Raw genomic sequence first — 26,523 nt, 5'->3', positions numbered from 1 at the left:
TCGTCAGGGAGGGTGCGCGCGATGCGGGTCCTGTTCGTTCACCCCAGCCCGCTGATCTTTTCCGAGATCTATCTGCGTCTCGAGCCGCTCGGGCTCGAGACGGTCGCCGGCGCGGCCGAGGCGGCCGGACACGAGGTGCGGCTGCTCGATCTGCAGGTCTTCCGCCCCGCCGACTACCGCCGCGCGCTCGGCACCTGGCGGCCCGACGCCATCGGCTTCTCGCTCAACTACCTCGCCAACGTGCCCGAGGTGGTCGCGATGGCAGCGGAGGCACGCACGCAGCTGCCCGACTGCCGCATCGTGGTCGGCGGCCACAGCGCGTCGTTCACCGCCGCCGACCTGCTCCGCCACGCCGGCGGCGCGATCGACTGCGTCGTCCGCGGCGAGGGCGAAGGCGTCATCGCCCGCGTGCTGGACGCCTTCGCGGGCGGCGCTGCGCTCGAAACCATCCCCGGCGTGGTCACGGCGGCCGGCAGCGGGCCTGCCCCGCTCCTCGAGCCCGACCTCGACGCACGACCGCCCGCCCGCCATCTCACCCGCCGCCGGCGCAAGTACTTCATCGGCGAGCTCGACCCCTGCGCGTCGGTCGAGTTCACGCGCGGCTGCCCGTGGGACTGCGCGTTCTGCAGCGCGTGGACGTTCTACGGCCGCAGCTACCGCAAGCGCTCGCCCGAGGCCTGCGCCGCGGAGCTGGCGCGCATCGCCGAGCCCAACGTCTTCCTCGTCGACGACGTCGCGTTCGTGCGCCCCGAGGACGGCATGGCGATCGCCGACGCGATGGAGCGGCGGGGCGTACGCAAGCAGTTCTACCTCGAGACCCGCGCCGACGTGCTGCTGCGCCACCCCGAGGTCTTCGCGCGCTGGGCGAAGCTCGGCCTGCGCTACATGTTCCTCGGCATCGAGGCGATCGACGAGGAGGGCCTCCGGCTCCATCGCAAGCGCGTCCACCTCGGCGACAACACCCGTGCGCTCGAGGTCGCGCGCCATCTCGGCATCGTGGTCGCGATCAACCTCATCGCCGACCCCGACTGGGACGAGCGCCGCTTCCAGGTGGTGCGCGAGTGGGCGCTCGAGGTTCCGGAGATCGTCAACCTGACGGTCAACACGCCCTACCCCGGCACCGAAACCTGGCACACCGAGTCGCGCCGCTTCACGACCCGCGACTACCGCCTCTTCGACGTCCAGCACGCCGTGCTCCCGACGCGCCTGCCCCTGCGCCGCTTCTACGAAGAGTTCACGCGCACCATCGACGTGCTCAACAGGAAGCACCTCGGCTGGCGGGCGCTGTGGGACGTCTTCGGCGTCACCGCGCGCCTGCTCGCGCGCGGGCAGACGAACTTCCTGCGCATGCTGTGGAAGTTCGGCGGCGTCTACGACGTCGACCGCCTGCTCGCCGACCACGCCCGACCCGTGACCTGCGAGCTGTCGCTGCCGGGCGGGACCCACGTCCGGCCCCCGGCGGAGGCGCTCTACGTGCACCGCGCCAGCGCGGTCGCCGGCGCCTGATCCGCGCCGCGACGTCACGTCGCGCGTTGACGACCGGGCGGCCTCCCCGCATCCTGCGCCCCGTGCAAGCGCGCGGCATCGCTCCCTACGGGATCGCGCTCCTCGCCGTCGGCGTCGCGACGGTGACGAAGCTCGCGCTCGATCCCGTGCTCGGCGGGCAGGTGCCCTTCATCCTCTACTTCGGCGCCGTCGTGCTGTCGGCCTGGGCCGGCGGCGTCGGCCCGGGCCTCGCCGCCGCCGCCGCGTCCGGCCTGATGGCGGCGCTGGTCTTCGCGCCGCCGCCGGCCTCGCCGCTGGCGCAGCTCGTGCGCCTCGGCATCTTCCTCGCCGAGGGCGCGCTCATCAGCCTCGTCGCCGGTCGCCAGCGCGCCGACCGCGACCGCCTCGCCGCCGAGCTCGCCCACCGGCGCGCGGCGCAGCAGCGGCTCGTCGAAAGCGAGAGCCGATTTCGCGCCGTGGTCGAGTCGAACATGATCGGCATCCTCTTCTGGCACGACGACGGCCGCATCACCGACGCGAACGACGCCCTCCTGCGCATGCTGGGCTACGACCGCGAGGCGCTGGCGCGCGGCGAGCTCGACTGGCGCACCCTGGTCGGCGCCGATCGCCTCGCGCGCCACGAGCGCGCCCTCGACGAGATCCACATGCGCGGCGTCTGCGCGCCGTTCGTGTCCGACATCCGCCGGCGCGACGGCTCATACCTTCCGATCCTGTGCGCCGGCGCGCGCGTCCGTCCCGGCGAGGGCGTGAGCTGGCTCATCGACCGCACCGCGCAGCAGCGCGCCGAGGACGCGCTGCGCGAGACCGCCGAGATCCTCGACACCGTGAACCAGGTCGGGCAGCGGCTGGTCGCCGAGCTCGACGTCGACCGTCTCGTGCAGTCGGTGACCGACGCCGCCGTGCAGGCGAGCGGCGCCCGCTTCGGCGCGTTCTTCTACAACAAGGTCGACGCGCAGGGAGAGTCGTACACGCTCTATACGCTCTCGGGCGTGCCGCGCGACGCGTTCGCGCGCTTTCCCCTGCCGCGCAACACCGCCCTCTTCGGCCCGACGTTCCGCGGCGAGGGCAACGTCCGCCTGGGCGACGTGCGCCGGGACGCGCGCTACGGGCAGAACCCGCCCCACCGCGGCATGCCCGAAGGCCACCTGCCGGTCGCGAGCTACCTCGCCGTCCCGGTCGTGTCGCGCGACGGGGCCGTCCTCGGCGGCCTCTTCTTCGGCCATCCCGAGCCGGGCGTCTTCACCGAGCGCGCCGAGCGGGTGGTGAGCGGCCTCGCCGCGCAGGCGGCGATCGCGCTCGACAACGCGAGCCTCCTCGAGCGCGAGCGCGGCGCCCGCGAGGCCGCCGAGGCGGCGACGCGGGTGAAGGACGAGTTCCTGTCGGTGCTCTCGCACGAGCTGCGCACGCCGCTCACCGCCATCCTCAACTGGCTGCGCGCGCTCCGGCGCGAGGCCGATCCGACCCGCATCACGCACGGGCTCGCCGGCATGGAGCGCGCGGCGCGCGCGCAGTCGCGGCTGATCGAGGACCTGCTCGACGTGTCACGCATCGTGGCCGGCCGCCTGCGTCTCGAGCCGCGCCCGGTCGACGTCCGCGAGTCGATGCGCGCCGCCGTCGAGATGCTCGCTCCGACCGCCGAGGCCAAGGGCGTGACGCTCCGTCACGAGCTGCCCGACCTGCCCCTCGTCGTCGCCGGCGACCCGCATCGCCTCCAGCAGATCGCGTGGAACCTGCTCAGCAACGCCGTCAAGTTCACGCCGCGCGGCGGCGAGGTGTGCGTCGCCGTCGTCCGGCACGACGACGCGGTGCGGATCGTCGTGCACGACTCCGGCTGCGGCATTCCGTCCGACTTCGTGGACCGCGTCTTCGATCGCTTCGTGCACCGCGAGGCCGCCGCGACGCGGCGCGAGGGCGGGCTCGGCCTCGGCCTCGCGATCGTGCGCCACCTCGTCGAGCTGCACGGCGGCCGCGTCGAAGCGGCGAGCGACGGCGACGGCCGCGGCGCCACCTTCACGGTCACGTTGCCCGCGGCGGAGATGGCTGCGCCCGCTACGTTGCCGTCCGACGCCGTTCCGGATAGCGGAGCATCGAGCGTCGCCGAGGGAAGTCGAGGATGACGATGGGACACAAGCCGATCCTGGTGGTGGAGGACGACGCCGACGTACGCGAGTCGCTGGTCGCGCTGCTCGAGTCCGAGGGCTACACGGTCGCCGCGGCCGCGGACGGCGGCGAAGCCCTGACGCTGCTGCGCGCCGACGGCGCCTGCATGGTCGTGCTCGACCTCTTCATGCCGGTGATGAACGGCTGCGCCTTCCTCGACGCCCAACGCCAGGACGCGAGCGTGGCCGACGTGCCCGTCGTGGTGATCACCGCCGACCCCAGCGCCGCCGACAAGGTGCGCAGCCGCGTCGTCGACGCGCTGGTGAAGCCGCTCGACCACGAGCGGCTCCTGCAGATGGTCGCGACCTACTGCTGACGCCATGCCGCATCGCGTGGTGGTCTGGGGGACCGGCAACGCAGGCAAGCCCGCGATCCGGGCCGTCGTCGCCAACCGCGCCCTCGAGCTGATCGGCGTCCTCGTCTCGGATACGGCCAAGGTGGGCCGCGACGCCGGCACGCTCGCCGGCCTCCCCGCGACGGGCGTCGTCGCCACCAACGACGTCGACGCCGTCCTCGGCCTGCGTCCCGACGCCGTCGTCTACACCGCCACCGGCGACACGCGTCCCGGCGACGCGGTCGACGACGTGCTGCGCTGCCTCGCCGCCGGCGCCAACGTCGTCTCGAGCGCGATCTACCTGCTGCTGCATCCGCCGTCGGTGCCGGACGACCTCCGCACCCGCGTGGAGGAGGCCTGCCGCGGCGGCGGCACGTCGATCTTCGTCTCCGGCATCGATCCCGGCTGGGCCGTCGACCTGCTGCCGCTCGTCCTCTCGGGCGTCGCCACCCGCATCGACGAGCTGCGCTGCCGCGAGATCTTCGACTACGCGACCTACGACCAGCCGCACGCCGTCCGCAACCTCATCGGCTTCGGCCGCCCCCTGGGCGAGACGCCGCCGATGCTCTTCCCCGGCGCGCTCGACATGGTGTGGGGGTCGATGGTGCGCGTCCTCGCCGACGGGCTCGGCGTCCGCCTCGACGGCGTCGAGATCGTGGTCGAGCGGCGGCCGCTCGCGCGCACCATCGACACGCCGGAGATGGGCGTCTTCGAGGCGGGCACGCAGGGCGCGTTCCGCTTCGAGGTGCAGGGCGTCGTCGCCGGCCGGCCGCGCGTCGTCTGCGAGCACGTCACCCGCATCGACCCGACGTGCGCGCCGGAGTGGCCGCAGCCCGCCCCCGGCCAGCGCGGCAGCTACGCCGTCCTGGTGACGGGCGAGCCGTCGTTCGAGGTCGCCGTCACGCTGCACGCCGGCGGCGGCAGCGCCGCCGACGCGGGCAACGCGACGGCGGCCGCACGCCTCGTCCATGCGATCCCCGCCGTCTGCGCGGCGCGGCCGGGCATCCTCTCGACGCTCGACCTGCCGCTGGTGACGGGGCGCGGGCTCCTCTAGCCGCGCTTCAGTGGGCGCAGGCGCCCGCGTTCCAGGTGCAGCCCGACGGCAGGCGGCCGTCCTTCAGGAGCGAGCACTCGGCCTTGCAGTCGAACTCCGTGACGCTGGCCTTGCAGGTCGGCGCGCCCCCCGCCTCGGCCGGCGGATAGCAGCAGCACCCGGTCGGCGCACCCTTCGGCTCGCCCGTCTTCGGGTTGATGTCGTCGAGGCACGACTCGGCGATCCACCCCCCGCTCATCGGCCGCGCCTCCTGCGTCTTCGAGGCCTCCACGAACTTGCCCCAGGCCGCCTTCCAGTCGGCCTTGGTGTCGAACTTCGGCGCCTGCGGCTCCTGCTTCAGGCACTCCGCCTGCGTCAGGTCCGAGCACCGGTAGGCGATCCCGTCGGTGACGCAGCAGCATCCCGTCCCCGCCTGCCCCATCTGCGCGCCCGCCGTCGCCGCCACCACGAGCACGATCCCGATCCCGAGCCACGTCGCACGCCCGCTTCGCCGATCCGCCATCACGAGTCCTCCCCCTTGGGTGGGTCGAAAGTGCGGCGGACATAGCAGGGCGCATGGCGGCAGGTGAAGCGGGGATGACGATCCCACGCGATAGACCGCATCAGCCCAAGGCGAGCGGACATCACCCGAGAACGCGCTCCGCATTGTGCCAGTCGAGCAAACGCTCGTCGGGCCGCTCCGCGGGGCGGCGTGGCCGACGAGCCGGGGCGCCCGTGGCAGCCTCGAGCACCGGTAGCGAGTGCTCCGCCGTCACCGCGCACGCGCTCTCGTACGCCGTCGTCCCTCGCCTGCGGTGAGATCGTAACCTTGGCCACGGAGGTTGAACTTCGCCCAATCGTGCGGCTGTCGTACCCAGCCTCACGCGGGAAGAAGACCGGACTGGCGAGGAGGATGCATCCGATTCTGGTGGCATTCTTCCCGTCCCGACCTACCGCCGTCGCATTCGAGCTCCGGTAGGCGCCGATCCGCTTGCGCATCGTCGCGAAGTCGCGGGTTGGTTAGCGTTCTTGCGGCGCCCTGGGCAACTTCGCCATGTGCCCCCGGGGCTTTCCCCGTCCGCGCCCGCTGGTGTAGGCACCGAGCCGCCCGCCCACCCGCACCAAGGAGGACCCGTCATGCGCGCCGCCGTACTCGAAGCCATCCGCAAGCCGCTCGTCGTTCGCGACATGCCCGATCCGCAGTGTCCGCCGAACGGCGCGATCATCCGCGTCGAGGCGAACGGCATCTGCCGGACCGACTGGCATCTCTGGACGGGGGACTGGAGCTGGGTCGGGATCGTGCTGCCGATGCCGCACGTCATGGGGCACGAGTTCTGCGGCGTGATCGAGGAGGTCGGGCCGGAGACGCGACGCTGGAAGAAGGGCGATCGCGTGATCGTGCCCTTCTCGCAGGGCGAGGGCACCTGCGAGTGGTGCCGCAGCGGGCATCAGAACGTCTGCGACACGCCGCTCGTGCCGGGCGTCGCCTACGGGGGCGGGTACGGGCGCTACGTCGGCATGCCCAACGCCGACGTGAACCTCGTCGGGCTGCCCGAATCGGTCTCCTTCGTCGACGCCGCCAGCATGGGCTGCCGCTACATGACCGCGTTCCACGCCGTCGTCGACGAGGGCCAGGTGCGCGCCGGCGAGTGGGTCGCCGTGCACGGCTGCGGCGGGGTCGGGCTCTCGGCGGTACAGATCGCGGCGGCGCAGGGCGCCAACGTCATCGCCGTCGACGTCTCCGACGAGAAGCTCGCGGCGGCGAAGACGGAAGGCGCGATGCACACCATCAACGCCGCCAAGGACGAGCCGATCGGCGCCATCATGGGCCTCACCGGCGGCGGCGCGCACGTCTCGCTCGACGCCCTCGGCATCGCCGCCACCTGTCGCAACTCGGTGATGTGCGTGCGCAAGCGCGGGCGGCACGTGCAGGTCGGCCTCACCTCGGGCGCCGAGAAGGGCGAGATCGCGCTGCCGATCGACATCATCGTGCTGAAGGAGATCCGCATCCTCGGCTCGCTCGGCATGCAGGCGCCGCACTTCGCGGGCATGCTGCGCATGGTCGAGGCCGGGCGGCTCGATCCCGGCAAGCTGGTCACGAGGACGATCGGGCTCGAAGAGGCGAGCAGCGTCCTCGAGGCGATGGACCAATACCGGACGCTCGGGGTGACGGTGATCGGGCAGTACTGAGCGAACACCACGGACCGGCGCGCGCGGGCCGCGGCCCGTCCTTGTCGCGCCGGAGCGCCGCCGCTAGAACCGGGACCCCATGAGCGCCGATCCCTGGTTCCAGTCCCTCTTCGCCGAGCGCATCGGCGGTGCCGGCTACGGCAAGGGCACCGACATCTACAAGTTCGAGAAGATCAAGCGCGCCAAGCGGCAGGCGCTGGCCGAGCACCCCGAGCGTACGCTCATCGACTTCGGCATCGGCGAGAACGACGGCATGGCGCCGGCCGCCGTGCGCGAGCGGATGAAGGCGGAGATCGACCGCCCCGAGAACCGCGGCTACGCCGACAACGGCATCGCCGAGTTCAAGGAGGCCGTCGCGCGCTTCATGCAGCGCACCTTCGGCGTCGGGCTCGACGCCGCCACGCAGGTGAACCACTGCATCGGCTCGAAGCCCGCGCTGGCGATGGTGCCGGCGTGCTTCATCGACCCCGGCGACGTGACGCTCATGACCGTCCCCGGCTATCCGGTCGCCGGCACCGCCACGCGGTACTTCGGCGGCGAGGTGCACCGCCTGCCGCTGCTGCGCGAGAACGGCTTCCTGCCGGATCTCGACGCCATCCCCGCCGACGTGCGCCGGCGCGCCAAGCTGCTCGTCATCAACTACCCGAACAGCCCGACCGGACGCCTCGCCACCACCGACTTCTACCGCCGCGTGGTCGACTTCGCGCGCGCCAACGAGGTCATCGTCGTGCAGGACGCCGCGCACGGCCTCCTCTGCTACGACGGCGAGCCCCTCTCCTTCCTGTCCGTCCCCGGCGCGATGGACGTCGGCCTCGAGATCCATTCGCTGTCGAAGGGCTTCGACATGATCGGCTGGCGCCTCGGCTGGTTCTGCGGCCACCCGACGCTCGTCCAGGCGCTCGCCGACGTGAAGGACAACGGCGACTCCGGCCAGTTCATCGCCATCCAGAAGGCCGCCGTCGCCGCGCTCGACGACCCCGCCATCTGGCAGGGGATACGCGCGAAGTACCGCCGCCGGCTCGAGAAGCTGGTGGCGATGCTCGGCCGCTGCGGCTTCACCTGCGCGATGCCGGGGGGTACCTACTTCCTCTACACCCCGTCGCCGAAGGGGACCGCGAGCGGCCGCACCTTCGAGAACGCCGAGGCCGCGAGTCAATTCCTCATCCACGAGCACTCGATCGTGACGGTGCCGTGGGACGACGCGGGGCCCCATCTGCGCTTCTCGGTCACCTACGAGGCGGCCGACGAGCGCGCCGAAGACGCCCTCATGGCGGCCGCCGAGGAGCGGCTGCGCTCGATCCAGCCCGTGTTCTGACCGCCGGCGCTCAAGTCCGCGGCGGTTCCGGCCGAAGCAGGGCTTGATGGATTCGCGCCAGGACCACGTCCGGCACGCAGCTAGCTAGCGGGGACAGGTGATGGACGCGGCACCCCTCGCGCTCGTGCCGTCGGCAGGATCTGCCGGGCGGCCGCACGCCCCGGAGGAACGGCTCGACCCGGCGCTGGGCACGCTCGTGCGTAGCCTCGGCGCGACGGGCGGCGCCGTCTGCCTGTTCGGCTGGGGCGAGGCGACGCTGCGCCTGGCGGCCGAGGTCGGGCTGTCGGACGAGGGCTGCCGCATCCTGCGGATCATGCGCGCCGGCGACGGCGGCTGGGACGCCGCCCTCGCCTGCCTGCGCGACCGCCGGCCGCGGGTGGTCGTCGCGAGCGACGAGGCCCCCCTGCCCGTGCTCGTGCCCGACGGGGAGCCGGCCGGCGCGATCGCCTGCCTGCCGCTCGTCGTCGACGGCCGCCCGCTCGCCGTCGTCCTCCTCGTCGGAGCCGACGCCGACACCTTCGCCGACGCCGCGCTCGTCGGCGGCGGCGAGCGCCTGGCCGTGATCGCGCGGCTCGTCGAGACCATCCATCACCGCGCCCGCGCCGGGCAGCGCCGGCGCCGGACGACGCCCGCGCTGCTCGACACGATCGCCGAGCAGGCGCTGCGCGGCGTCGCGCCGGTCGTCGCCGAGGTCGGCCGGCTGCTCGAGTGGGCGCGCGCGCTGCCGGGCGTCGGCGCCGTGGCCGATCAGCTGGCGACGCGGTGTGGAGCCCGAGCGCCGCGAGCGCCTGCGCCGCGTGCTCTCCGGGCTCGGAGGTCGAGAACGCCCGCTCCGGCGACGAGCGCTCGCGCGCCGCCGTCGACGCCGAGGGCGCCCTCGCGACCGAGCGCCGGCGCGAGCGCGCTGGCCGCCGAGCCTGCGGCGTCGCGGAGCGGGCTCGGCCATCGCCGACGAGATCGCCGGCGCTCGTCGCCCGCGCGACGGTCGACCGCGAGGAGACCTGGCGCGCCGCCCAGGTGAGATCACCGCCGCCGCCGAGGCGCAGCGGGGCTGCCGCCGTCGCCGACGCCGAGGGCGCCTCGCACCGCGCCTCGCGACCGCCGACACGACGATCCTCGCCCTGCGCGACGAGGTGCGCCGCGCGACTGCGGAAGCGGAGCGCCCCGCCGGCGCCGAGCACGGCGCCTGCGTCGCGCGCGAGCAGTGCAGCGTGCCGCCGACGAGCTGCGGGCGCGGGCAGCGGCCGCGACCGAGCGCGCCGAGGCGCTCGCGGCCGTCGCCGAGAGCCTGCGCGAGGAGCGCGGCGGTTTGATCGCGCGCTGGCGCGACGAGGCGGGCACACGGCGCACGCCGCCCTGCCGACGCGGAGGCGGCCCTCGCCGAGGCCCGCACCCGCGGCCGCGCGCTCGAGGACCAGCACGAGCGGCAGGCCGCGGGGCTGGCTGCCGCCCAGGCGCGCGCGGCGCGCCTCGAGGATACGCTCGCGGTGACGCGGGCGGGGCACGAGGACGAGCTCGGGGTGGTCCGCGCGCAGCTGTCGGCCACCGAAGCCGCGCGCGTGCTGGCCACGACGGAGCTCGAGGCCCTGCGCGAATCGCTCGCCGAGGCGCAGGCCATCATCCTCCACATGGAGGCGGTCGCCGTGCTCGACGAGCAGGGTGCCGCGGACCGCGAGCGCTTGCTGCGACAGACGGCCGACCTCGGCCGGCGCGCCGAGACCGCGCGAGCGGCGGCGGCCGGCGAGCTGGCGCAGGTCCGCACGCAGCTCGGCGAGGCACAGAGCGAGGCGCGCCTCGCGCGCGACCAGATCGTGCGCCTCACCGACGAGACGGCTCGCCTGCGGATGGCGCACGACGCCGCCACGGCCGCGCAGGCCGCGCTCGACGCCGAGCTGACGGCGGCGCGGGCCGGGCACGCCGACCGCGACGCCGAGATGGCCGCGCTGCGCACGCTGCGCGAGGAGCTCGAGCGCAGCGCCGACGCCGCCCGTGCCGAGATCGTCGCCGCCGAGACGCGGTGGAGCGCGCAGGTCGCCGCCGCGGAGGACACGGCCGTGCAGGCCCGCGAGCGCGCGAGCGCACTCGAGAGCGAGCGCGATCGCCTCGCCGCCGAGCTCGAGGAGACGGTCGCGGCGCAGTGGCGCGCGCGCGACGAGCTCGCCGGCGCACTCGAGCGCGCCGGCGCCGATCGCGACGCGACGCTGGAGCACGCCCGCTCGCTCACCGAAACGGCCGAGCAGGCCCGCGCCCACGCCGTCGCCGAGGCGGAGGCCCTGCGCGGCGCCCTCTCGGAGGCGCAGCGGCAGATCCTCGCGCACGACGACGAGACCCGCCGGGTCGCCGCCGAGATCGCACGCCTCACCGCCGGCGAAGCCGCGGCACGGGCGGAGATCGAGCGCCTGCGCACGCCGTCGGTGCCCCCAGACGCCGCGCCGGACGCCGCGCCGGCCGTGCGCCGCGAGGCGGCGCCCGACGGCCCGATCGTGCTGCTCGACGCCGACCCGGCGGTGTGGCCCGCCGACGACGGCGTCGTCGCGCTCGCGGCGGGCGGCGACATCGCCGCCCGCGTCGCGGCCGCGGCCCCCGGACGCATCCTCGTGAACCTGTGCGGACCCGGCACGCTCGCCGCGATGGCCGCGCTGCGCGCCGCCGGCGTGTCGGCACCGATGCTGGGCTGTCTCGTGGAGCCGGGCAGCGACGACGTGCTCCTGCTCGGCCGCGTCGAGCCCGCCGCGCGCCCGCCGGACCCCGACGCGCTGCTCGCGTTGCTCGCGCCCGTCGCGGCTCGCGGCGGCCGCGTGCTCGCCGCGGGAACCGACGCGAACGCCCTCATCAGCCTGCGCCAGGCGCTCACCCGCGCCGGCATGTCGGTTTCGATCGGCTGGGACGCGAAGCAGGCGGCCGACCTCGTCGAGATCGTCCATCCGCACTTCCTCGTCGTCGACCTCGCGCTGCCGCCGCGCGGCGCGTGCGGGCTCGTCGCGCAGCTCGCGGCGCCCGAGAACACGCCGATGGCGGTGCTGATCCCCGGCTCGGCGGACCCGGCCCCGAGCTTCGCCGCCGCGCTCGCGGAGCGTCGCACGACGACGCCGACGTTGTCGCGCGCCCGCGCGCTCGAGCACGTCGTGCGCGCACGCGGCTGAGCCTGCGTTGCCCTTGACCCCGCGGGTCCCGACGCGCAAGCAGGGGCCCACCATGCGACGCGGGGCGTGCGATGCGGGGCTCGGGGGGCGGCTCGTGGTGGGCATCGTCTGGCTCGCCGGCGCCGCCGCGGCGCTGGCCGCGGAGGCGACGGTCGTCCAGTTCGTCCCGCAGGGCACGGTGAAGACGCCGCGCCAGGTGACGGCGCGCTTCTCGGCGCCGATGGTCCCCTTCGGCGACCCGCGCGCGGCGGCGCCGCCCTTCACCGTCGACTGCCCCGAGGCGGGCAGCGGCCGCTGGATCGATCCGCGCACCTGGGTCTACGACTTCGAGCGCGACGTGCCGGCCGGCCTGCGCTGCACGTTCACGCGCCGCGACGACCTCGCGACGCTCGCCGGCGACCCCGTCGGCGGCGAGGCGACCTTCGGCTTCGACACCGGCGGCCCGGCCGTCCGGCGCGCCACGCCCGACGACGGCGACACCATCGTCGAGGATCAGGCCTTCGTGCTGCTGCTCGACGCCGCCGTCGATCCCGCCTCGGTGCCCGAGCACGTGTCCTTCGCGATCGAGGGCCTGCCCGAGCGGGTGCCGGCGAAGGTGGTCGACGCGAGCGAGCGCGACGCCATCCTCGCCGCGCTGTGGGAATGGCAGAAAGACGGGCCGACGGTCGTCGTCGCGTCGCCGCAGCGCTTCCCCAACGACGCCCGCGTCGAGCTGCACTGGGACGCCGGCGTGCGCACCACCGACGGCGTCCCGACGACGTCGCCGCAGACCTATTCCTGGAAGGTCCGCCCGCGCTTCACCGCCGAGTTCCGCTGCGCGCGCGAGAACGCCGATCGCGGCTGCGTGCCGCTGCTGCCGATGGAGCTGCGCTTCTCCGCGCCGGTCGCACGGGCGATGGCCGCGCAGATCGCCCTGATCGGCCCCGACGGCGCGCGCATCGCCCCCGAAGCGCGCGACGACGACGCCGCGACCACGACGGGCGTCACCTTCGCCGGTCCCTTCCCCGCCGCGGCCACGTTCCGGGTCGAGCTGCCTGCCGACGTGCGCGACGACGCCGGACGCGCGCTCGTCAATGCCGACAGCTTCCCGCTGACGGTGAAGACCGATCCCTACCCGCCCCTGGCGAAGTTCTCGTCGCGCTTCGGCATCCTCGAATGGAAGGGCGATCCGACGCTGCCCGTCACCGTGCGCGACCTCGAGCCCGGCGCCGGCGGCCAATCGCTGCGCGTGCGCGGCAACGTGGCGAAGATCCCGGCCGAGGACCCCGCCGCCATGATCCACTGGCTGCGCCGCGTCGCCGTGGCGCCGCGCGACGCGTCCGTCTTCGGCAAGACGCCGCCGCCCGGGCTCGACGCGTTCAAGCTGCCGCGCGTGCACGGCGACCAGGCCTTCGAGGTGATCGGCATCCCGCTCGCGTCGCCGGGGCTGTGGGTCGTGGAGCTCCAGAGCCGCCGCCTCGGCGCCTCGCTCCTCGGGCGCGACGTGCCGTTCTTCGTCCCCACCGCAGCGCTGGTGACGAACCTCTCCGCCCACCTCAAGTGGGGCCGCGAGCGCTCGCTGGTCTGGGTGACGACGCTCGAGAGCGCGACGCCGGTCGAGAACGCGCGCGTCACGGTGCACGACTGCCACGGCAACACGCTCGCGCGCGGCACGACCGATGCGCGCGGCGTCGCCGACGTCCCCCTGCCGCAGTGGCCCGAGGTCCCCAGCTGCCACGAGGAGCGGTTCCAGGTGCCCGAGGAGTTCTTCGATTGGTCGCAGATCCGCGCCATCGACGACCTCGGCGGCGGCCTCTTCGTGGTCGCCCGCACCGACGACGACATGACCTTCGTGCACTCGTCGTGGGACGAGGGCATCGAGCCGTACCGCTTCGACCTGCCATCGGAGCCGTGGACCGGGCCCGCGCTCGTCCACACCATCCTCGACCGCGCGCTCTTCCGCGCCGGCGAGACGGTGCACATGAAGCACCTGCTGCGCGAGCGCACGCTCGCCGGCTTCGGGGCCGTCGCCGCGGCCGACCGGCCGATCACGCTGCGCATCCGCAACACCGGCACCATGGAGACCTGGGAGCAGTCGCTCGCCTGGAACGAGCGCGGCGCCGCCGAATCCACCTGGACGATCCCGAAGACCGCCAAGCTCGGCAGCTACGCCGTCTCCCTCGTGACGCGCGCGAAGCCGGGCGAGCCGTGGACCGCGCGCGAGCTCGAGGGCGCCTCGTTCCGGGTCGAGGAGTTCCGCGTCCCGCTCATGCAGGCGACGCTGCAGCTGCCCGCCGTCCCGCTGGTGGCGCCGAAGAAGGTGTCGGCCGAGGTCGCGGTGCGCTGGCTCGCCGGCGGCGCCGCGGGCAAGGTGCCGGTGCGCGTGCGCGCCGAGGAGCGGCCGGCGGGCTTCGAGCCGCCCGCCGACGCCGGCGACTACCGCTTCGCCGAGGGCACGGTGCGCACCGGCATCGAGCGCAGCGGCACCGGCATCGCCAACGAGGAGGACGGCGCCCCCGCCCACGACGGCCTGCGCCAGCTGCCGCGCCAGGACCTCGTCCTCGACGGCACCGGTACGACGCGTGCCCGCCTGCGCCTCGGCCGGCCGGCGCCGACGCCGCGCGAGCTCACCGTCGAGCTCGAGTACCGCGATCCGAGCGGCGTCGCGCACACCGTCTCGCGCTCCGTGCCGCTGTGGCCGGGCGACTGGATCCCGGGCATCGCCGCCGAGCGCTGGATCCTCTCCGAGGGCGATCTGCACGTGAAGAGCCTCGTGCTCGACGTCGAGAAGAAGCCGGTCGCCGGGGCAAAGGTCGTCTTCACGGTCTTCGACCGCACCACGTTCACGACCCGCAAGCGCGTCGTGGGCGGCTTCTACGCCTACGAGAACGTGAGCGAGGTGAGGCACGTCGGGCCGCTCTGCGAAGCGCCCACCGACGCGCAGGGCCGCGCCGAGTGCAGCGGCCGGCCCGACGTGAAGGGCACCGCCATCGTCGAGGCCAGCGTCACCGATCCGGACGGGCACACGGTGTCGACGTACACCTACGTCTACGTCTCCGCCGAGCGCCCGCACTGGTTCGAGCCCGGCGACGCCGACCGCATCGACGTCGTGCCCGAGCGGCGCAAGTGGGAGCCGGGCGAGACCGCGCGCTTCCAGGTGCGCATGCCGTTCCAGAAGGCGACGGCGCTGGTCACCGTCGAGCGCGAGGGCGTCGGCGACACGTGGGTCGTGCCGATCACGGCCGAGAAGCCCGTCGTCGAGGTGCCGATCACGGGGGCGCACGCGCCGAACGTGTTCGTGTCGGTGCTGGTCGTGCGCGGCCGCGTCGGCGACGTGCAGCCGACGGCGATGGTCGACCTCGGCCGGCCGGCCTTCAAGCTCGGCATCACCGGCATCGACGTCGGCTGGAAGACGCACACGCTCGACGTCGCCGTCGCCAGCGACCGTCCCGTCTACCGCGTGCGCGACACGGCGAAGGTCGCGGTGGCGGTGCGCAATGCCGACGGCACCGCGCCGGGCCCCGACGCCGAGGTCGCGATCGCCGCCGTCGACGAGGGCCTGCTCGCGCTGGCGCCGAATCCCACCTGGAAGGTGCTCGACGCGATGATGGCCCGGCGCGGCTACGCCGTGCGCACCGCGACGGCGCAGATGCAGGTGATCGGCAAGCGCCACTACGGCAAGAAGGCCGTCGCCGGCGGTGGCGGCGGCGGGCGCCAGTCGACGCGCGAGCTGTTCGACACCCTGCTCCTCTGGGCGGCGCGCGTGCCGCTCGACGCCGACGGCCGGGCGACGGTCGAGGTGCCGATCAACGACTCGCTCACGGCCTTCCGCATCGTCGCCGTGGCGACCGCGGGCCTCGGCCGCTTCGGCACCGGCGTCACGACGATCCGCACGACGCAGGACCTGATGGTGGTGCCCGGCCTCGCGCCGCTCGTGCGCGAGGGCGACGCGACCCGGGCCGAGTTCACCGTGCGCAACACCACCGAGCGCCCGATCACCGCCGTGGTGGCGGCCACGGTCGAGGGACTCGGCGCGACGCTGCCGGAGCAGACGGTGCCGCTCGCCGCGGGCGAGGCGAAGCTCGTGGCGTGGGACTTCACCGTGCCGTCCGACGTCGCGCGCCTGGAGTGGACGGTCGGCGTGCGCGAGGGGGACGGGGCCTCCGACCGCGTGAAGGTCGGCCAGGACGTCCGCCCGGCCGTGCCGGTGCGCGTGCTCCAGGCGACGCTCTTCCAGTGGACCCCGGGCGCGCCGCCGCTGCCCCTCGCCCGCCCCGCCGACGCGATCCCGGGACGCGGCGGCATCGACGTCGTGCTCGCGCCCTCGCTCGTCGCCGGGCTGGACGGCGCCGAGGCGTGGCTGCGCGCCTACCCCTACGGCTGCCTCGAGCAACGCGTATCGCGCGCCATCGGCCTGGGCGACGACCAGGTCTGGGCGCAGGTGACGGCGACGATGCCGGCGCACCAGGACGGCGACGGCCTGCTCAAGTACTTCCCGAACATGGATCAGGGCAGCGAGGTCCTGACGGCGTACGTGCTGGCGATCGCCGACGCCGCCGGCCGCCCGCTGCCCGACGGCGTGCGCGACGCCGCGCTCGAGGGCCTGCGCGGCTTCGTGCGCGGCACCCTCCAACGGCCGTCGCGCATGGCCGACCTGGTGCTGCGCAAGCTCGCGGCCGTCGAAGCGCTGGCGCGCTACGGCAAGGCGGAGCCGGAGCAGCTCGACGGCATCGTCGTCGAGCCCGAGCTGTGGCCGACCTCGGCGGCGCTCGACTGGTGGAGCATCCTCCGCCGCGTCGACGGCGTCCCCGACCGTGCCAAGCGTCTCGCCGCCGTCGAGAACGCCGTACGCGCGCGCCTCGACCTCTCCGGTACCACGCTGCGCTTCTCGACCGGCGGCGACGACGCGCTCTGGTGGCTCATGACCGGGCCCGAGGCGAACGGCGGCCGCCTGCTGCTGCTCCTCGTCGAGGGCGACCTCTGGCGCGAGGACACGCCGCGCGTCGTGCGCGGGCTGCTCGCCATGCAGCAGCGCGGCGCCTGGGCGACGACGACGGCGAACGCCTGGGGCAGCGTGGCGGTGCGGCGGTTCGCGGCCGCCTACGAGCGCACGCCGGTCGGCGGCACCACCGCCGCGACGCTCGGCACCGCGTCGGAGGAGCTGGCGTGGACCGCGAGCCCGGCGGGCGGGACGCTCGCCTTCCCCTGGCCGGACGCGCCGAGCACGCTCTCGGTCGCACAGCACGGGACGGGCGCGCCGTGGGTGACGGTGCAGTCGAAGGCCGCCATCCCGCTGCGCGAGCCGCTCGCGAGCGGCTATCGCATCACCAAGTCGGTGAGCGCCGTCGAGGTCGCCGAGGCCGGCACCTGGCACACCGGCGACGTCGCCCGCGTACGGCTCGAGCTCGACGCCCAGGGCGACATGGGCTGGGTCGTGGTCGACGATCCCATCCCGGCGGGCGCGTCGCACGTCGGCACCGGGCTCGGCGGCGACTCGGCGATGCTCGCCGCCCAGGGCGCCGACGTGAACGCGGAGGAGCCGACGTTCGTCGAGCGAGGGTTCGCCGGCTGGCGCGGGTACTGGGCGTGGCTGCCGAAGGGCAGGACGGTGGTCGAGTACGTCGTGCGGCTCGGCCAGCCGGGCACGTTCCAGCTGCCGCCGACGCGTGCCGAGGCGATGTACGCGCCGGAGCTGTTCGGCGAGATCCCGAACCCGCCATGGGTGGTCCGCTGAGCGACGCGGCGCTCTCCGTCGACGCGCTCGACGCCGGCGGCGGCGACGACCGCCTGCGGCGCGCGATCGGGCTCGCGCTCGCGCCGCTCGTCTTCGCGGGGCTGTGGCTCGCGCCGCTCGAGCTATCTGCGCCGGCGCATCGCCTCGCCGCGATCCTCGGTACGGTCGTCGTGCTGTGGGTCACCGAGGCCATCCCGATGGTGGTGACGGCGCTCCTCGGCGTCGCCGCGGCGGTGGCGCTCGGCGTGGCGCCGGCGAAGGAGGCCTTCGCGGCGTTCGCCGACCCGCTCGTCTTCGTCTTCGTCGGCACGTTCATCACCGCGCGCGCCATCTTCTTCCACGGGCTCGATCGGCGCTTCGCCTACGGCATCCTCGCCCTGCCCTTCGTCGAGGCCCGCCCGCGCCGCGTGCTCGCGGCCTACGTGGCCACCGGCGTCCTGATCTCGATGTGGATCAGCAACACGGCGACGGTGGCGATGCTCTACCCGATCGGGCTGTCGCTGCTCACCGTGCTGGAGTCGCGCGGCGCGACCGGCCCGCGCTACGCCAGCGCGCTGCTGCTCGGCGCGTCGTTCGCGGTCGCGATCGGCGGCCTGGCCACGCCGGTCGGCACGCCGCCGAACATGATCGGGCTCGGCTTCCTGCGCAACGAGATCGCCTACGACCTGCCGTTCTTCTCCTGGATGGCGCTCGGCGTGCCGGTGAGCGCGGTGCTGGCCGTCGCCTGCGTGCTGCTCCTCGGTCGCACGGCGCCGGCGGGCGGCCGCGTCGAGGCGCTCGCGCACGCCATCGCCGCGGAGCGGCGGGCGCTCGGGCCGTGGACGCTCGGGCAGGTGAACGCGCTGATCGCCTTCGCCGTGACCGTGCTCCTCTGGGTCGCGCCCGGCTTCATGGCCCTCGCCTGGGGCACGCAGGACCCGCTCTACAAGGCGTTCACGACCTACGTGCCCGAGCCGGTGGCGGCGCTGATCGGCGCTTCGCTGCTCTTCGTCCTCCCCGTCGACGTGCGCCGGCTCGAGTTCACGCTGCCGTGGGAGGAGGCCGTCCGCATCGATTGGTGGATCGTGTTCCTCTACGGCGGCGGGCTGGCGCTCGGCACGATGGCGTTCCAGACCGGCCTCGCCGAGGCGATGGGACGCGCCCTCGTCGGGCTCCTCGGCGTGCACGGCGAGCTCGGGCTGCTCGCGTTCTCCACGGCGATGGCCACCGTGCTGTCGGAGACGACGAGCAACACCGCGGCGGCGAACATGATCGTGCCGATCGCCATCGCGCTGGCCGAGGCGGCGGGGACGGATCCCGTGCTGCCCGTATTGGGCGCGTCGCTGGGGTCGTCGCTCGGCTTCATGCTGCCCGTGTCGACGCCGTGCAACGCCATCGTCTACGCGTCCGGCCGTATCCCGCTGCGCGACATGATGCGCCGCGGGATCGTGATGGACGTCGTGGGCGTGGTGCTCATCGTCGCGACCCTGGCCGTGCTCGGGCCGCTCGTCCTGGAGCCGCGCTGAGCTGCGGGCGCGCACGCAGCAGCGTACAGGTCGCGAGCGTGCGGCAGCGGCAGCGCAGCCCGCGACGCACGAGGCGCGCCATCGCCTGCGCGGCGGCGATGCGCGCCCGGAGCTCGGCCAGCTTCGCCGGCGCGAGCGCCCGCCAGGCGGTAGACGGCGACGCGTACGGGCCGCCGCGCAGCGCCCGGATCTCGGCGAGGGTGAAGCCCGCGCCGCAGGCGACGCGGATCGCTGCCAGCTCGCCCAGCACCGACGCAGCGTAGCGCCGCCGGCCGCCGCAGCGCGCCGGCGCCGCCAGCAACCCGATCTGCTCGTACCAGCGCAGCGCCGACGGCCGCAGCCCGCTGCGCCGGGCGACCTCGCCGATCGTCATCTCCGCCATCGCGTCCTCCCGCTTGACCTCGAGCGCGCTCGAAGTGGCACGCTGCCGGCCATGCACGACGATCGTCCACCCTCCGACGCGAGTCCACCGCCCATCGCCTGCCTCCTCGACCCCGCCGCGCTCGCCGCGCGCCGGGCAGATCTCGCCGCGCTGGCGGCCCGCGCCCTGCGCCGGATCGAGCGGGCGGACGGCGTCGTCCACCTCCACTTCGTGCGCGAGGCGGCGGGCGCGGTCACCGCGGCCGTCACTCTCGAGCGGCAGTGCTGTCCGTTCCTCGACTTCGCCGTCGCCCAGCCGGACGGCGGCGACCTCGTCGTGTCGGTGCGCGCGCCCGCGGCGGCGACGGCGGTGCTGGACGACTTCGTCGCCCTGCCGACGCTCGGCGAGGCCGGCTAGGCGCGAGAGGCCTGGCCACCCCAGAGCGGATCCCGCATGCTCGCACGCGATGCGATGGGTGATCGCCGCGGGCGTGATCGCGAGCGGGATCGGCGCCGGCCTCGCGGCCCTCTACCTCACGCGTCCCGCGGTGCCGGCGTTCGCGACCGTGCACGCCGAGCACCGGCCGTCGGACGTGCGCCTGCTCGATCGCGACGGCGTCGTGCTGCACGAGCGGCGCACCGATCCGTCGCGGCGGCGGCTCGACTGGGTGCCGCTCGGCGACGTCTCGCCCGCCCTCCGGGCGGCGGTGCTCACCGCCGAGGACCGGCACTTCCGGACGCATCGGGGCGTCGACTGGCCGGCGTTGGTGCGCGGGCTCCTGCGCCGGCGTGGCGCCAGCACCGTCACCATGCAGGTGGCGGCCCTCGTCGACCCGGCGCTGCGCGTCCACCGTGGCCCGCGCGGGCCGCGTGCGAAGTGGCGCCAGATCCGCGTCGCGCGGGCGCTCGAGCGGGCCTGGAGCAAGGACGAGATCCTGGAGACGTATCTCAACCTCGTCACCTTCCGCGGCGAGCTGGTCGGCGTGGGCGCGGCGGCGGGCGTGCTCTTCGGCAAGGCGCCGCACGGGCTCGACGCGGCGGAGAGCGTGACCCTGGCCGCGCTGCTGCGCGCCCCGGCCGCCGCGCGCGAGCGGCTGACGCAGCGGGGCGCGGCGCTGGGCGCGGCGATGGCGCCGCCCGTCGCCGCCGGCGCCGTCGCGCGCGCGGTGGCCACGGCGCTGACCGCGCCGGTGGGCGGCCGGCCGGCGCCGGCGTGGGCGCCGCACGTGGCCCGTCGCCTGCTGCCCAGCGGGGCGGTCCGGGCCGACGTGCACAGCACGCTGTCGGCTCCGCTCCAGCGCGCGGCCGTGACGGCGCTGCGCCGCAACCTCCTCGCGGTGCGAGCGCGCGGCGTCGAGGACGGCGCCGTGCTGGTGGTCGACAACCGCAGCGGCGACGTGCTCGCCTACGTCGGCTCGAGCGGTGCGCTGTCGCGCGCCCCGCACGTCGACGGCGTGGTCGCGCGCCGTCAGGCGGGCTCGGCGCTGAAGCCGTTCCTCTACGGGCTCGCGCTCGAGCAGCGCCTGCTGACGCCGGCCACCCTGCTCGAGGACGCCCCGCTCGAGATCGCCACCGCGCAGGGGCTCTACCGCCCGCGCAACTACGACGAGCGCCATCGCGGTCTCGTCTCGGTGCGCACGGCGCTCGGCGCATCGCTCAACACGCCGGCCGTGCGCGTCCTCGAGCTGCTCGGCGGCGAGCCCTTCCTGGCGCGTCTGCGTGCGCTCGGCTTCGCGGGGCTGACGCGCCCGGCGACGCACTACGGCCCCTCGCTCGCGCTCGGCTCGGCGGACGTCTCCCTGTGGGAGCTGGTGGGCGCCTATCGCGGGCTCGCGACCGGCGGGCTCGCGAGCCCGCTGCGCCTCACCGGCGACGAGGCGCCGGCGCCGACGCGCGTCCTCGCCGCCGACGCCACCTTCCTCGTCGCCCAGGTCCTCGCCGACCGCGAGGGACGCAGCCCGACCTTCGGGCTGGAGAGCGTGCTCGCGACGCCCGGCTGGAGCGCCGTCAAGACCGGCACCAGCAAGGACATGCGCGACAACTGGTGCGTCGGCTTCTCCGCTCGCGTCACCGTCGGCGTCTGGGTGGGGAACTTCTCCGGCGCGCCGATGCACGACGTCAGCGGCGTCACCGGGGCCGCGCCGATCTGGGCGGAGCTGATGGCCGCGATCCAGCGCGACGCGCCGAGCCGGCCGCCGGAGCCACCGGCGGGCGTGGTGTCGGTCGCCGTCACCTTCCCGCGCGACCTCGAGCCGGCGCGCCCGGAGTGGTTCCTCGCCGGCACCGAGACGCGGATGGCGGGCGCACGGGCGCTGGCCGGAGCCCCGCCGCGCATCCGCACGCCCACCGCGGGGACGCGGATCGCGCTCGATCCGGACGTCCCGGCCGGCCATCAGCGGCTGCTGCTCGAGGCCGACACCGGGGACCGGCCGCTGCGCTGGCGGCTCGACGGGCAGGACCTCGGGCCGGCGCACGCGCCGCGGCTCTGGGAGCCCCGCCCGGGGCGGCACGTCCTGGCGCTGGTCGACGCCGCGTCCCGCACGTTGGACGAGGTGGCGTTCGAGGTCCGCGGCCGCTGAGCCCGTCAGCCGAGCGATTCGCTGCCTCTCGGAACGGCAGCGAGGCGCTCGGCGATGCGCAGCACGAGATCGTCGAGCGGCTCGCGGTCGGACGTCAACGGGGCGTCGATCCACGCGGCGACGAGCGCACGGGCCTCCGCCTCGCAGGGATTCGCGGGCGTCGGAGCGGGCGGCGGCGCCGGCGGGAGCGGAGTCACGAGGCGGAGATGAGCGGCCATGTCGTGGAGGAAGCAAGCGGCGCACCAGCACGCGCCGCCCGCCGACGTAGCTTCGCGTCCGTCGTCGGCGACACGGCGTCCACGTGCGTGGACACCGCGACCGCCACCGCGGACGCGCCGCCCGCTCGGCGCGGGACGCCGCGTCGTTGACCACGGCACCAGCCCGGCCTACGACCCCGCCATGAGCTTCGAGGTACCGGCGCACGTCCGGCCGATCCGCGATCGCGTGCGGCGCTTCGTCGAAGACCGGGTCTACCCGGCCGAGCCGGTGCTCGACCGCGGCGACGAGGCCGCGCACCGCGAGATGGCGGCCCTCATGGACGCCGCGAAGGCCGAGGGATTGTGGGCCCTCGGTCACCCGCAGGATCTCGGCGGCGGCGGCCTCCCCTTCCTCGACTACGTCTACGTGAACGAGATCGTCGGACGCGCCGAGCACGCCATGATCGCGCTCGGCACCCACTCGCTCCAGGACTCGCTCATGCTGCGCCAGTACGCGAGCCCTGCGTGGCGCGACCGCTACCTCCGCCCGCTCGTCGCCGGCGAGGTGTTCCCGAGCTTCGCGATGACCGAGCCCGAGGTCGCCAGCTCCGATCCCACCCAGCTCCAGACCCGCGCCGTCCTCGACGGCGACCACTGGGTGATCAGCGGCCGGAAGTGGTTCACGACCGGCGCCAACCGCGCGGCCTACACCACGGTGATGGTGCGCACGGAGCCCGACGCGCCCGTGCACCGCGCCTTCAGCATGATCGTCGTGCCCACCGGCACGCCCGGCTACCGCATCGTGCGCGAGACGCCGGTCCTGGGACTCCTCGGCGGCCACTGCGAGGTCGCCTACGAGGACGTGCGCGTACCGCGCACGAACCTGCTCGGCGAGCGCGGCCAGGGCTTCCTCATCGCCCAGCAGCGCCTCGGCCCGGGCCGCATCTTCCACGCCATGCGCTGGCTCGGGCAGGCGCAGCGCGCCTTCGACCTCATGTGCGAGCGCGCCAACGCGCGCGTCGCCTTCGGCGGCCCGCTCGCCGAGAAGCAGTCGATCCAGAACATGATCTTCGACACCGCCGCCGAGATCCAGGCGTGTCGCCTGCTCACCCTCGACGCCGCCCACAAGATCGACGCCGGCGATCCGGCGCGGGTCGAGATCGGCGTCATCAAGGTCGTCGGCGCGAAGATGCTCCACGACGCCATCGATCGCGCCATCCAGGTGTTCGGCGCCAAGGGCCTGACGCCCGACACGCCGCTCGAGCGCATGTACCGCCACGCGCGCTTCGCGCGCATCTACGACGGTCCCGACGAGGTCCATCGCACGACGGTGGCGCGCCTGCTGCTGCGCCCCTACCGCGAGGGCGGCCGCTGGGACTTCGGCCTTCGCTGAAGGAGAACCCGATGCCCTACTCCGCGGACGAGCTGGACGAAGCCTTCGAGCACTACTGGCGCACGGGCGCCGTGGGCGAGGACTGGGACGCCTGGGCCGACCTCTTCACCGAGGACTGCACCTACTTCGAGCACTACTACGGCACCATGGAGGGCCGGGAGACGGTGCGTGCGTGGATCAAGCCGGTGATGGCGCGCTACCCGGAGATCTACACCTACTACGAGTGGCACGTCGTCGATCCGGCGCGCGGCCGGGTCACGTTCTACATGCAGAACCGCCGCGACCACCCGAACGGCACCGACACCTTCGACTTCCCCGGCATCTCGATCCTCGAGTACGCCGGCAACGGCACGTGGAAGCGCGAGGAGGACTTCTGGGCCTGGAAGGGCCGCGAGACCGCGATGGCGGGCTGGGAAGCCGCCTGCAAGGAGCTCGATCCGGGTTTCGCGCAGAAGGCGACGCGCTGGCACTGGCCCGCGGCGCCGCAATGGGCGCGCGGCGGGCGCTCGTATGCCGAGCGGCCGCGGCGCTAGGCGAGGCGCGGCGCTCCCGCCGGCGGAGCCGTGACGCCCGCCGACTTCGAGGCCCTCGGGCTGTGGGATCCCGCGGCGCCCGACGCCGCGGAGCGCCTCGCCGTGCTCGGCTACCTCGTCGAGCTGGGGGCGACCGCCGACGACCTGCGCGCCTCGGCCGGCGATCTTCCCGGGCTCGGCTACGCGCTCGTCATGCGCGACCCGGGGCCGCGGTGGACGCGCGCCGAGCTGGCCGAGCACGCCGGCGTGCCGGAGGCGTTCGTCACCGAGTTCCGCCGTGCCGCGGGCTTCGCGGATCCGGGGCCCGAGGAGCGCATCTACGGCCCCGCCTGGGTCGACGTCGTGCACACGATCCGCGCGGCCGAGATGCTGTTCGGACACGAGGCGGTCGTCCACCTCACGCGGGTCGTCGGGGCAGCGCTCGCGAAGATCGCCGACGCCACCGTCTCCGCGTTCCACGTGAACATCGGCGCGACGCTGGCGGACACGCCGCTACTGGAGCGGGCGCGCGCCAACGCCGCCACCGCCACGCTCATGCCCGGCGTCGTGCGCGCCATCGACGTCCTGCTCCGCCAGCACATGCTCGCGGCGCGCCGGCCGCCCGACGTCGGCTCGCAGGACGGCTGGACGCAGCGGCTCGCGATCGGCTTCGTCGATCTCGTCGGCTCGACGGCGCTCGCGCAGGAGCTGACGGTGCACGAGCTGAACGGCGTGCTCGCCGACTTCGAGCAGACGGCGTCCGACCTCGTCACCCGCCATGGCGGCCGCGTCGTCAAGCTCATCGGTGACGAGGTGATGTTCGCGTTCGCCGACCCGGCGGCGGCGTGCGAGGTGATGCTACGGCTCGTGGAGGAGGTTCCGCAGCACGACGGCCTGCCGCCGGTGCGCGGCGGCCTCGCGCGCGGCGACGTCCTCAGCCGCGACGGCGACCACTACGGCTCGGTGGTGAACCTCGCCGCGCGCCTCGTGAAGCTGGCGCGGCCGGGCACGGCACTCGTGTCGCAGGACATGGCGGACCGGCTGCCGCCGGCGTACCGCGCCGTCGAGATCCAGGTCCGTCGCCTGCGCGGGTTCGAGGGCCGCCAGCGTCTGTACGCGCTGCGGCGCGCCACGGCGCACGAGCCCTCCTGACGGTGGGGCCATCTCCGATATGGGAGTCGCAGCCGCAGCCCTCCCCGGTTTGCGGGCACGGCACGCGCCCGACGGCCGCCAGCGAACCCGGGCCGAGCGGAGTCGATCGGACGAGCGGCGCTCGGGGCGGGCCGAGCGGGCTGCCGGCACGCAACGACGCGGACCTGCTGTCCGAGCGGATCCGGATGCAGGTGTGGCGGCGTCCACCATGCGCCGCGACCTTCGAGCCGTCCCTGCCGTTGCGGCCGCCGGCCTCCGCACCGACCGCCGCCGCTCCTGACCGTCAGGAAGCGCGCTCGTAGACGACGACGCTGCGGATCACCTCGCCCGCGTGCATGAGGTCGAAGGCGCGGTTGATGTCGGCGAGCGGCATCGTCGCGCTCACCATGGTGTCGAGCGCGAGGCGGCCGGCCATGTACTTGTCGACGTACTGCGGCAGCTGCGTGCGCCCGCGTGTGCCGCCGAACGCCGAGCCGCGCCACACGCGCCCGGTCACGAGCAGGAACGGCCGCGCGTGGATCTCCTCGCCCGCGCCGGCGACGCCGATGACGATGCACTCGCCCCAGCCCTTGTGGCAGCTCGCGAGCGCCTGCCCCATCACCTCGACGTTGCCGATGCACTCGAAGGCGTAGTCGACGCCGCCGCTCGTCATCTCGACGAGCGCCCCCGGCAGATCGGCGACGGCCCTCGGGTCCACCGTGTCGGTGGCGCCGAGCTGCGTGGCGAGCGCGAACTTCTTCGGGTTGGTGTCGACGCCGATGATGCGCTCGGCGCCGGCCATCACCGCGCCCTGGATCACCGAGAGCCCGATGCCGCCGAGGCCGAACACCGCCACGGTCGAGCCCGGCGTCACCTTGGCGGTGTTCAGCACGGCGCCGATGCCGGTCGTGACCCCGCAGCCGAGCAGACACACCTTGTCGAGCGGCGCGTCCTTGCGGACCTTCGCCAGCGCGATCTCGGGGACGACGGTGTACTCCGCGAAGGTCGACGTACCCATGTAGTGATGCAGCGTCTTTCCCGCGTGCGAGAGGCGGCTCGTGCCGTCCGGCATGAGGCCCTTCCCCTGGGTCGCCAGGATGGCGCCGCACAGGTTCGTGCGGCGGGAGAGGCAGAACTCGCACTCGCGGCACTCGGGGATGTAGAGCGGGATCACGTGATCGCCGACGGCCAGCGAGCGCACGCCCGGCCCCACCTCGACGACCTCGCCCGCCCCCTCGTGGCCGAGCACCGTGGGGAAGAGCCCCGACGGGTCGCGCCCGCTCATGGTGTAGGCGTCGGTGTGACAGACCCCGGTCGCCGCGAGCCGCACCAGGCACTCGCCCGCCCTGGGACCTTCGAGGTCGATCGTCTCCACCTCGAGCGGCCGCTTCGGTTCCCAAGAGATCGCCGCCTGCACCTTCATGCTCGTCCTCCCATGCGGGTCGTCGGATT

At 74.5% G+C, this 26,523-nt stretch carries 19 protein-coding genes; 15 read left to right on the top strand and 4 right to left on the bottom strand.

The annotated features are described in order from the left end of the window. Window positions 1-21: 21 nt before the first annotated feature. The 4 genes from hpnR (at window position 22) to KIT14_08230 (ending at window position 5,054) form a co-directional block, all read left to right on the top strand. Window positions 22-1,506: a hopanoid C-3 methylase HpnR gene (hpnR, locus tag KIT14_08245; protein ID MCW5890528.1), complete on the top strand. Its 1,485-nt coding sequence runs from the start codon at window positions 22-24 to the stop codon at window positions 1,504-1,506. 62 nt (window positions 1,507-1,568) lie between these two features. Next, complete coding sequence (locus tag KIT14_08240; protein MCW5890527.1) at window positions 1,569-3,623, top strand: GAF domain-containing protein; 2,055 nt, start codon at window positions 1,569-1,571, stop codon at window positions 3,621-3,623. A gap of 2 nt (window positions 3,624-3,625) precedes the next feature. Next, window positions 3,626-3,982: a response regulator gene (locus KIT14_08235; protein ID MCW5890526.1), complete on the top strand. Its 357-nt coding sequence runs from the start codon at window positions 3,626-3,628 to the stop codon at window positions 3,980-3,982. Window positions 3,983-3,986: 4 nt separating this feature from the next. Continuing rightward, complete coding sequence (locus KIT14_08230) at window positions 3,987-5,054, top strand: dihydrodipicolinate reductase (protein MCW5890525.1); 1,068 nt, start codon at window positions 3,987-3,989, stop codon at window positions 5,052-5,054. A 7-nt stretch (window positions 5,055-5,061) separates the two neighbouring features. On the opposite strand, the gene KIT14_08225 is transcribed toward KIT14_08230, so the two are convergent. After that, complete coding sequence (locus KIT14_08225; GenBank protein ID MCW5890524.1) at window positions 5,062-5,556, bottom strand: hypothetical protein; 495 nt, start codon at window positions 5,554-5,556, stop codon at window positions 5,062-5,064. A 614-nt stretch (window positions 5,557-6,170) separates the two neighbouring features. On the opposite strand from KIT14_08225, the gene KIT14_08220 reads away from it, so the two are divergent. The 6 genes from KIT14_08220 to KIT14_08195 all read left to right on the top strand — a co-directional run bounded on the left by KIT14_08220 (window position 6,171) and on the right by KIT14_08195 (window position 18,899). Then, entirely contained in the window at window positions 6,171-7,223 is a 1,053-nt protein-coding gene (locus tag KIT14_08220; GenBank protein MCW5890523.1) for a zinc-dependent alcohol dehydrogenase family protein, read from the top strand. Window positions 7,224-7,302: 79 nt separating this feature from the next. Then, on the top strand, window positions 7,303-8,538 hold the full coding sequence (locus KIT14_08215) for an LL-diaminopimelate aminotransferase (GenBank protein ID MCW5890522.1): 1,236 nt from the start codon (window positions 7,303-7,305) through the stop codon (window positions 8,536-8,538). A gap of 100 nt (window positions 8,539-8,638) precedes the next feature. Further along, the gene (locus tag KIT14_08210; protein ID MCW5890521.1) at window positions 8,639-9,559 is read left to right on the top strand and encodes a GAF domain-containing protein; all 921 of its coding nucleotides are present in this window, start codon (window positions 8,639-8,641) and stop codon (window positions 9,557-9,559) included. A gap of 466 nt (window positions 9,560-10,025) precedes the next feature. Next, window positions 10,026-11,681 carry a hypothetical protein gene (locus KIT14_08205; GenBank protein MCW5890520.1) on the top strand — a complete coding sequence of 552 codons (1,656 nt, stop codon included), beginning with the start codon at window positions 10,026-10,028 and terminating at the stop codon, window positions 11,679-11,681. 52 nt (window positions 11,682-11,733) lie between these two features. Continuing rightward, window positions 11,734-17,394 carry a hypothetical protein gene (locus KIT14_08200; GenBank protein MCW5890519.1) on the top strand — a complete coding sequence of 1,887 codons (5,661 nt, stop codon included), beginning with the start codon at window positions 11,734-11,736 and terminating at the stop codon, window positions 17,392-17,394. Beyond that, a complete protein-coding gene (locus KIT14_08195) occupies window positions 17,379-18,899 on the top strand; it encodes a DASS family sodium-coupled anion symporter (GenBank protein MCW5890518.1) in 1,521 nt (506 codons plus the stop codon). Before KIT14_08200 ends, KIT14_08195 begins: the two co-directional genes overlap by 16 nt. Here the strand turns inward: KIT14_08195 and KIT14_08190 are convergent. Beyond that, window positions 18,847-19,281, bottom strand: a complete 435-nt coding sequence (locus KIT14_08190; GenBank protein MCW5890517.1) for a MerR family transcriptional regulator — start codon at window positions 19,279-19,281, stop codon at window positions 18,847-18,849. The two genes, KIT14_08195 and KIT14_08190, sit on opposite strands and share 53 nt — an antisense overlap. Window positions 19,282-19,332: 51 nt before the next feature. Here KIT14_08190 and KIT14_08185 point away from each other — a divergent pair, with 51 nt between their 5' ends. Together KIT14_08185 and pbpC are read left to right on the top strand one after the other, a co-directional pair. Next, window positions 19,333-19,677, top strand: coding sequence for a hypothetical protein (locus KIT14_08185; protein ID MCW5890516.1), 345 nt, complete (start codon window positions 19,333-19,335; stop codon window positions 19,675-19,677). 49 nt (window positions 19,678-19,726) lie between these two features. After that, complete coding sequence (gene pbpC / locus KIT14_08180) at window positions 19,727-21,838, top strand: penicillin-binding protein 1C (GenBank protein MCW5890515.1); 2,112 nt, start codon at window positions 19,727-19,729, stop codon at window positions 21,836-21,838. 5 nt (window positions 21,839-21,843) lie between these two features. Here pbpC and KIT14_08175 read toward each other — a convergent pair whose 3' ends face one another. Continuing rightward, window positions 21,844-22,056: a hypothetical protein gene (locus KIT14_08175; GenBank protein ID MCW5890514.1), complete on the bottom strand. Its 213-nt coding sequence runs from the start codon at window positions 22,054-22,056 to the stop codon at window positions 21,844-21,846. Between the two features lie 181 nt (window positions 22,057-22,237). Between KIT14_08175 and KIT14_08170 the strand changes: the two genes are divergently transcribed. The 3 genes from KIT14_08170 to KIT14_08160 are packed head-to-tail and all read left to right on the top strand — an operon-like array spanning window position 22,238 to window position 25,092. After that, window positions 22,238-23,428 carry an acyl-CoA dehydrogenase family protein gene (locus KIT14_08170; GenBank protein ID MCW5890513.1) on the top strand — a complete coding sequence of 397 codons (1,191 nt, stop codon included), beginning with the start codon at window positions 22,238-22,240 and terminating at the stop codon, window positions 23,426-23,428. A gap of 11 nt (window positions 23,429-23,439) precedes the next feature. Continuing rightward, on the top strand, window positions 23,440-23,961 hold the full coding sequence (locus KIT14_08165; GenBank protein ID MCW5890512.1) for a nuclear transport factor 2 family protein: 522 nt from the start codon (window positions 23,440-23,442) through the stop codon (window positions 23,959-23,961). A gap of 30 nt (window positions 23,962-23,991) precedes the next feature. Next, on the top strand, window positions 23,992-25,092 hold the full coding sequence (locus KIT14_08160; GenBank protein MCW5890511.1) for a hypothetical protein: 1,101 nt from the start codon (window positions 23,992-23,994) through the stop codon (window positions 25,090-25,092). Window positions 25,093-25,375: 283 nt separating this feature from the next. Here the strand turns inward: KIT14_08160 and KIT14_08155 are convergent, their stop codons facing one another. Next, on the bottom strand, window positions 25,376-26,494 hold the full coding sequence (locus tag KIT14_08155) for an S-(hydroxymethyl)glutathione dehydrogenase/class III alcohol dehydrogenase (protein ID MCW5890510.1): 1,119 nt from the start codon (window positions 26,492-26,494) through the stop codon (window positions 25,376-25,378). Window positions 26,495-26,523 lie beyond the last annotated feature (29 nt).

The organism is bacterium (assembly GCA_026129405.1).
Taxonomy (GTDB): domain Bacteria; phylum Desulfobacterota; class Binatia; order DP-6; family DP-6; genus JAHCID01.
The sequence above is the reverse complement of the archived record's forward strand: the minus strand, read 5'-3'. Positions and strand labels throughout refer to the sequence as shown.

What these genes read in the sequence shown, in the direction of transcription:
- hpnR (MCW5890528.1), top strand. Translation starts at nt 22, where the DNA reads ATGCGGGTCCTGTTCGTTCACCCCAGCCCGCTGATCTTTTCCGAGATC.
- KIT14_08235 (MCW5890526.1), top strand. Translation starts at nt 3,626, where the DNA reads ATGGGACACAAGCCGATCCTGGTGGTGGAGGACGACGCCGACGTACGC.
- KIT14_08230 (MCW5890525.1), top strand. Translation starts at nt 3,987, where the DNA reads ATGCCGCATCGCGTGGTGGTCTGGGGGACCGGCAACGCAGGCAAGCCC.
- KIT14_08225 (MCW5890524.1), bottom strand. Translation starts at nt 5,556, where the DNA reads ATGGCGGATCGGCGAAGCGGGCGTGCGACGTGGCTCGGGATCGGGATC.
- KIT14_08220 (MCW5890523.1), top strand. Translation starts at nt 6,171, where the DNA reads ATGCGCGCCGCCGTACTCGAAGCCATCCGCAAGCCGCTCGTCGTTCGC.
- KIT14_08215 (MCW5890522.1), top strand. Translation starts at nt 7,303, where the DNA reads ATGAGCGCCGATCCCTGGTTCCAGTCCCTCTTCGCCGAGCGCATCGGC.
- KIT14_08210 (MCW5890521.1), top strand. Translation starts at nt 8,639, where the DNA reads ATGGACGCGGCACCCCTCGCGCTCGTGCCGTCGGCAGGATCTGCCGGG.
- KIT14_08200 (MCW5890519.1), top strand. Translation starts at nt 11,734, where the DNA reads ATGCGACGCGGGGCGTGCGATGCGGGGCTCGGGGGGCGGCTCGTGGTG.
- KIT14_08195 (MCW5890518.1), top strand. Translation starts at nt 17,379, where the DNA reads ATGGGTGGTCCGCTGAGCGACGCGGCGCTCTCCGTCGACGCGCTCGAC.
- KIT14_08190 (MCW5890517.1), bottom strand. Translation starts at nt 19,281, where the DNA reads ATGGCGGAGATGACGATCGGCGAGGTCGCCCGGCGCAGCGGGCTGCGG.
- KIT14_08185 (MCW5890516.1), top strand. Translation starts at nt 19,333, where the DNA reads ATGCACGACGATCGTCCACCCTCCGACGCGAGTCCACCGCCCATCGCC.
- pbpC (MCW5890515.1), top strand. Translation starts at nt 19,727, where the DNA reads ATGCGATGGGTGATCGCCGCGGGCGTGATCGCGAGCGGGATCGGCGCC.
- KIT14_08175 (MCW5890514.1), bottom strand. Translation starts at nt 22,056, where the DNA reads ATGGCCGCTCATCTCCGCCTCGTGACTCCGCTCCCGCCGGCGCCGCCG.
- KIT14_08170 (MCW5890513.1), top strand. Translation starts at nt 22,238, where the DNA reads ATGAGCTTCGAGGTACCGGCGCACGTCCGGCCGATCCGCGATCGCGTG.
- KIT14_08165 (MCW5890512.1), top strand. Translation starts at nt 23,440, where the DNA reads ATGCCCTACTCCGCGGACGAGCTGGACGAAGCCTTCGAGCACTACTGG.
- KIT14_08155 (MCW5890510.1), bottom strand. Translation starts at nt 26,494, where the DNA reads ATGAAGGTGCAGGCGGCGATCTCTTGGGAACCGAAGCGGCCGCTCGAG.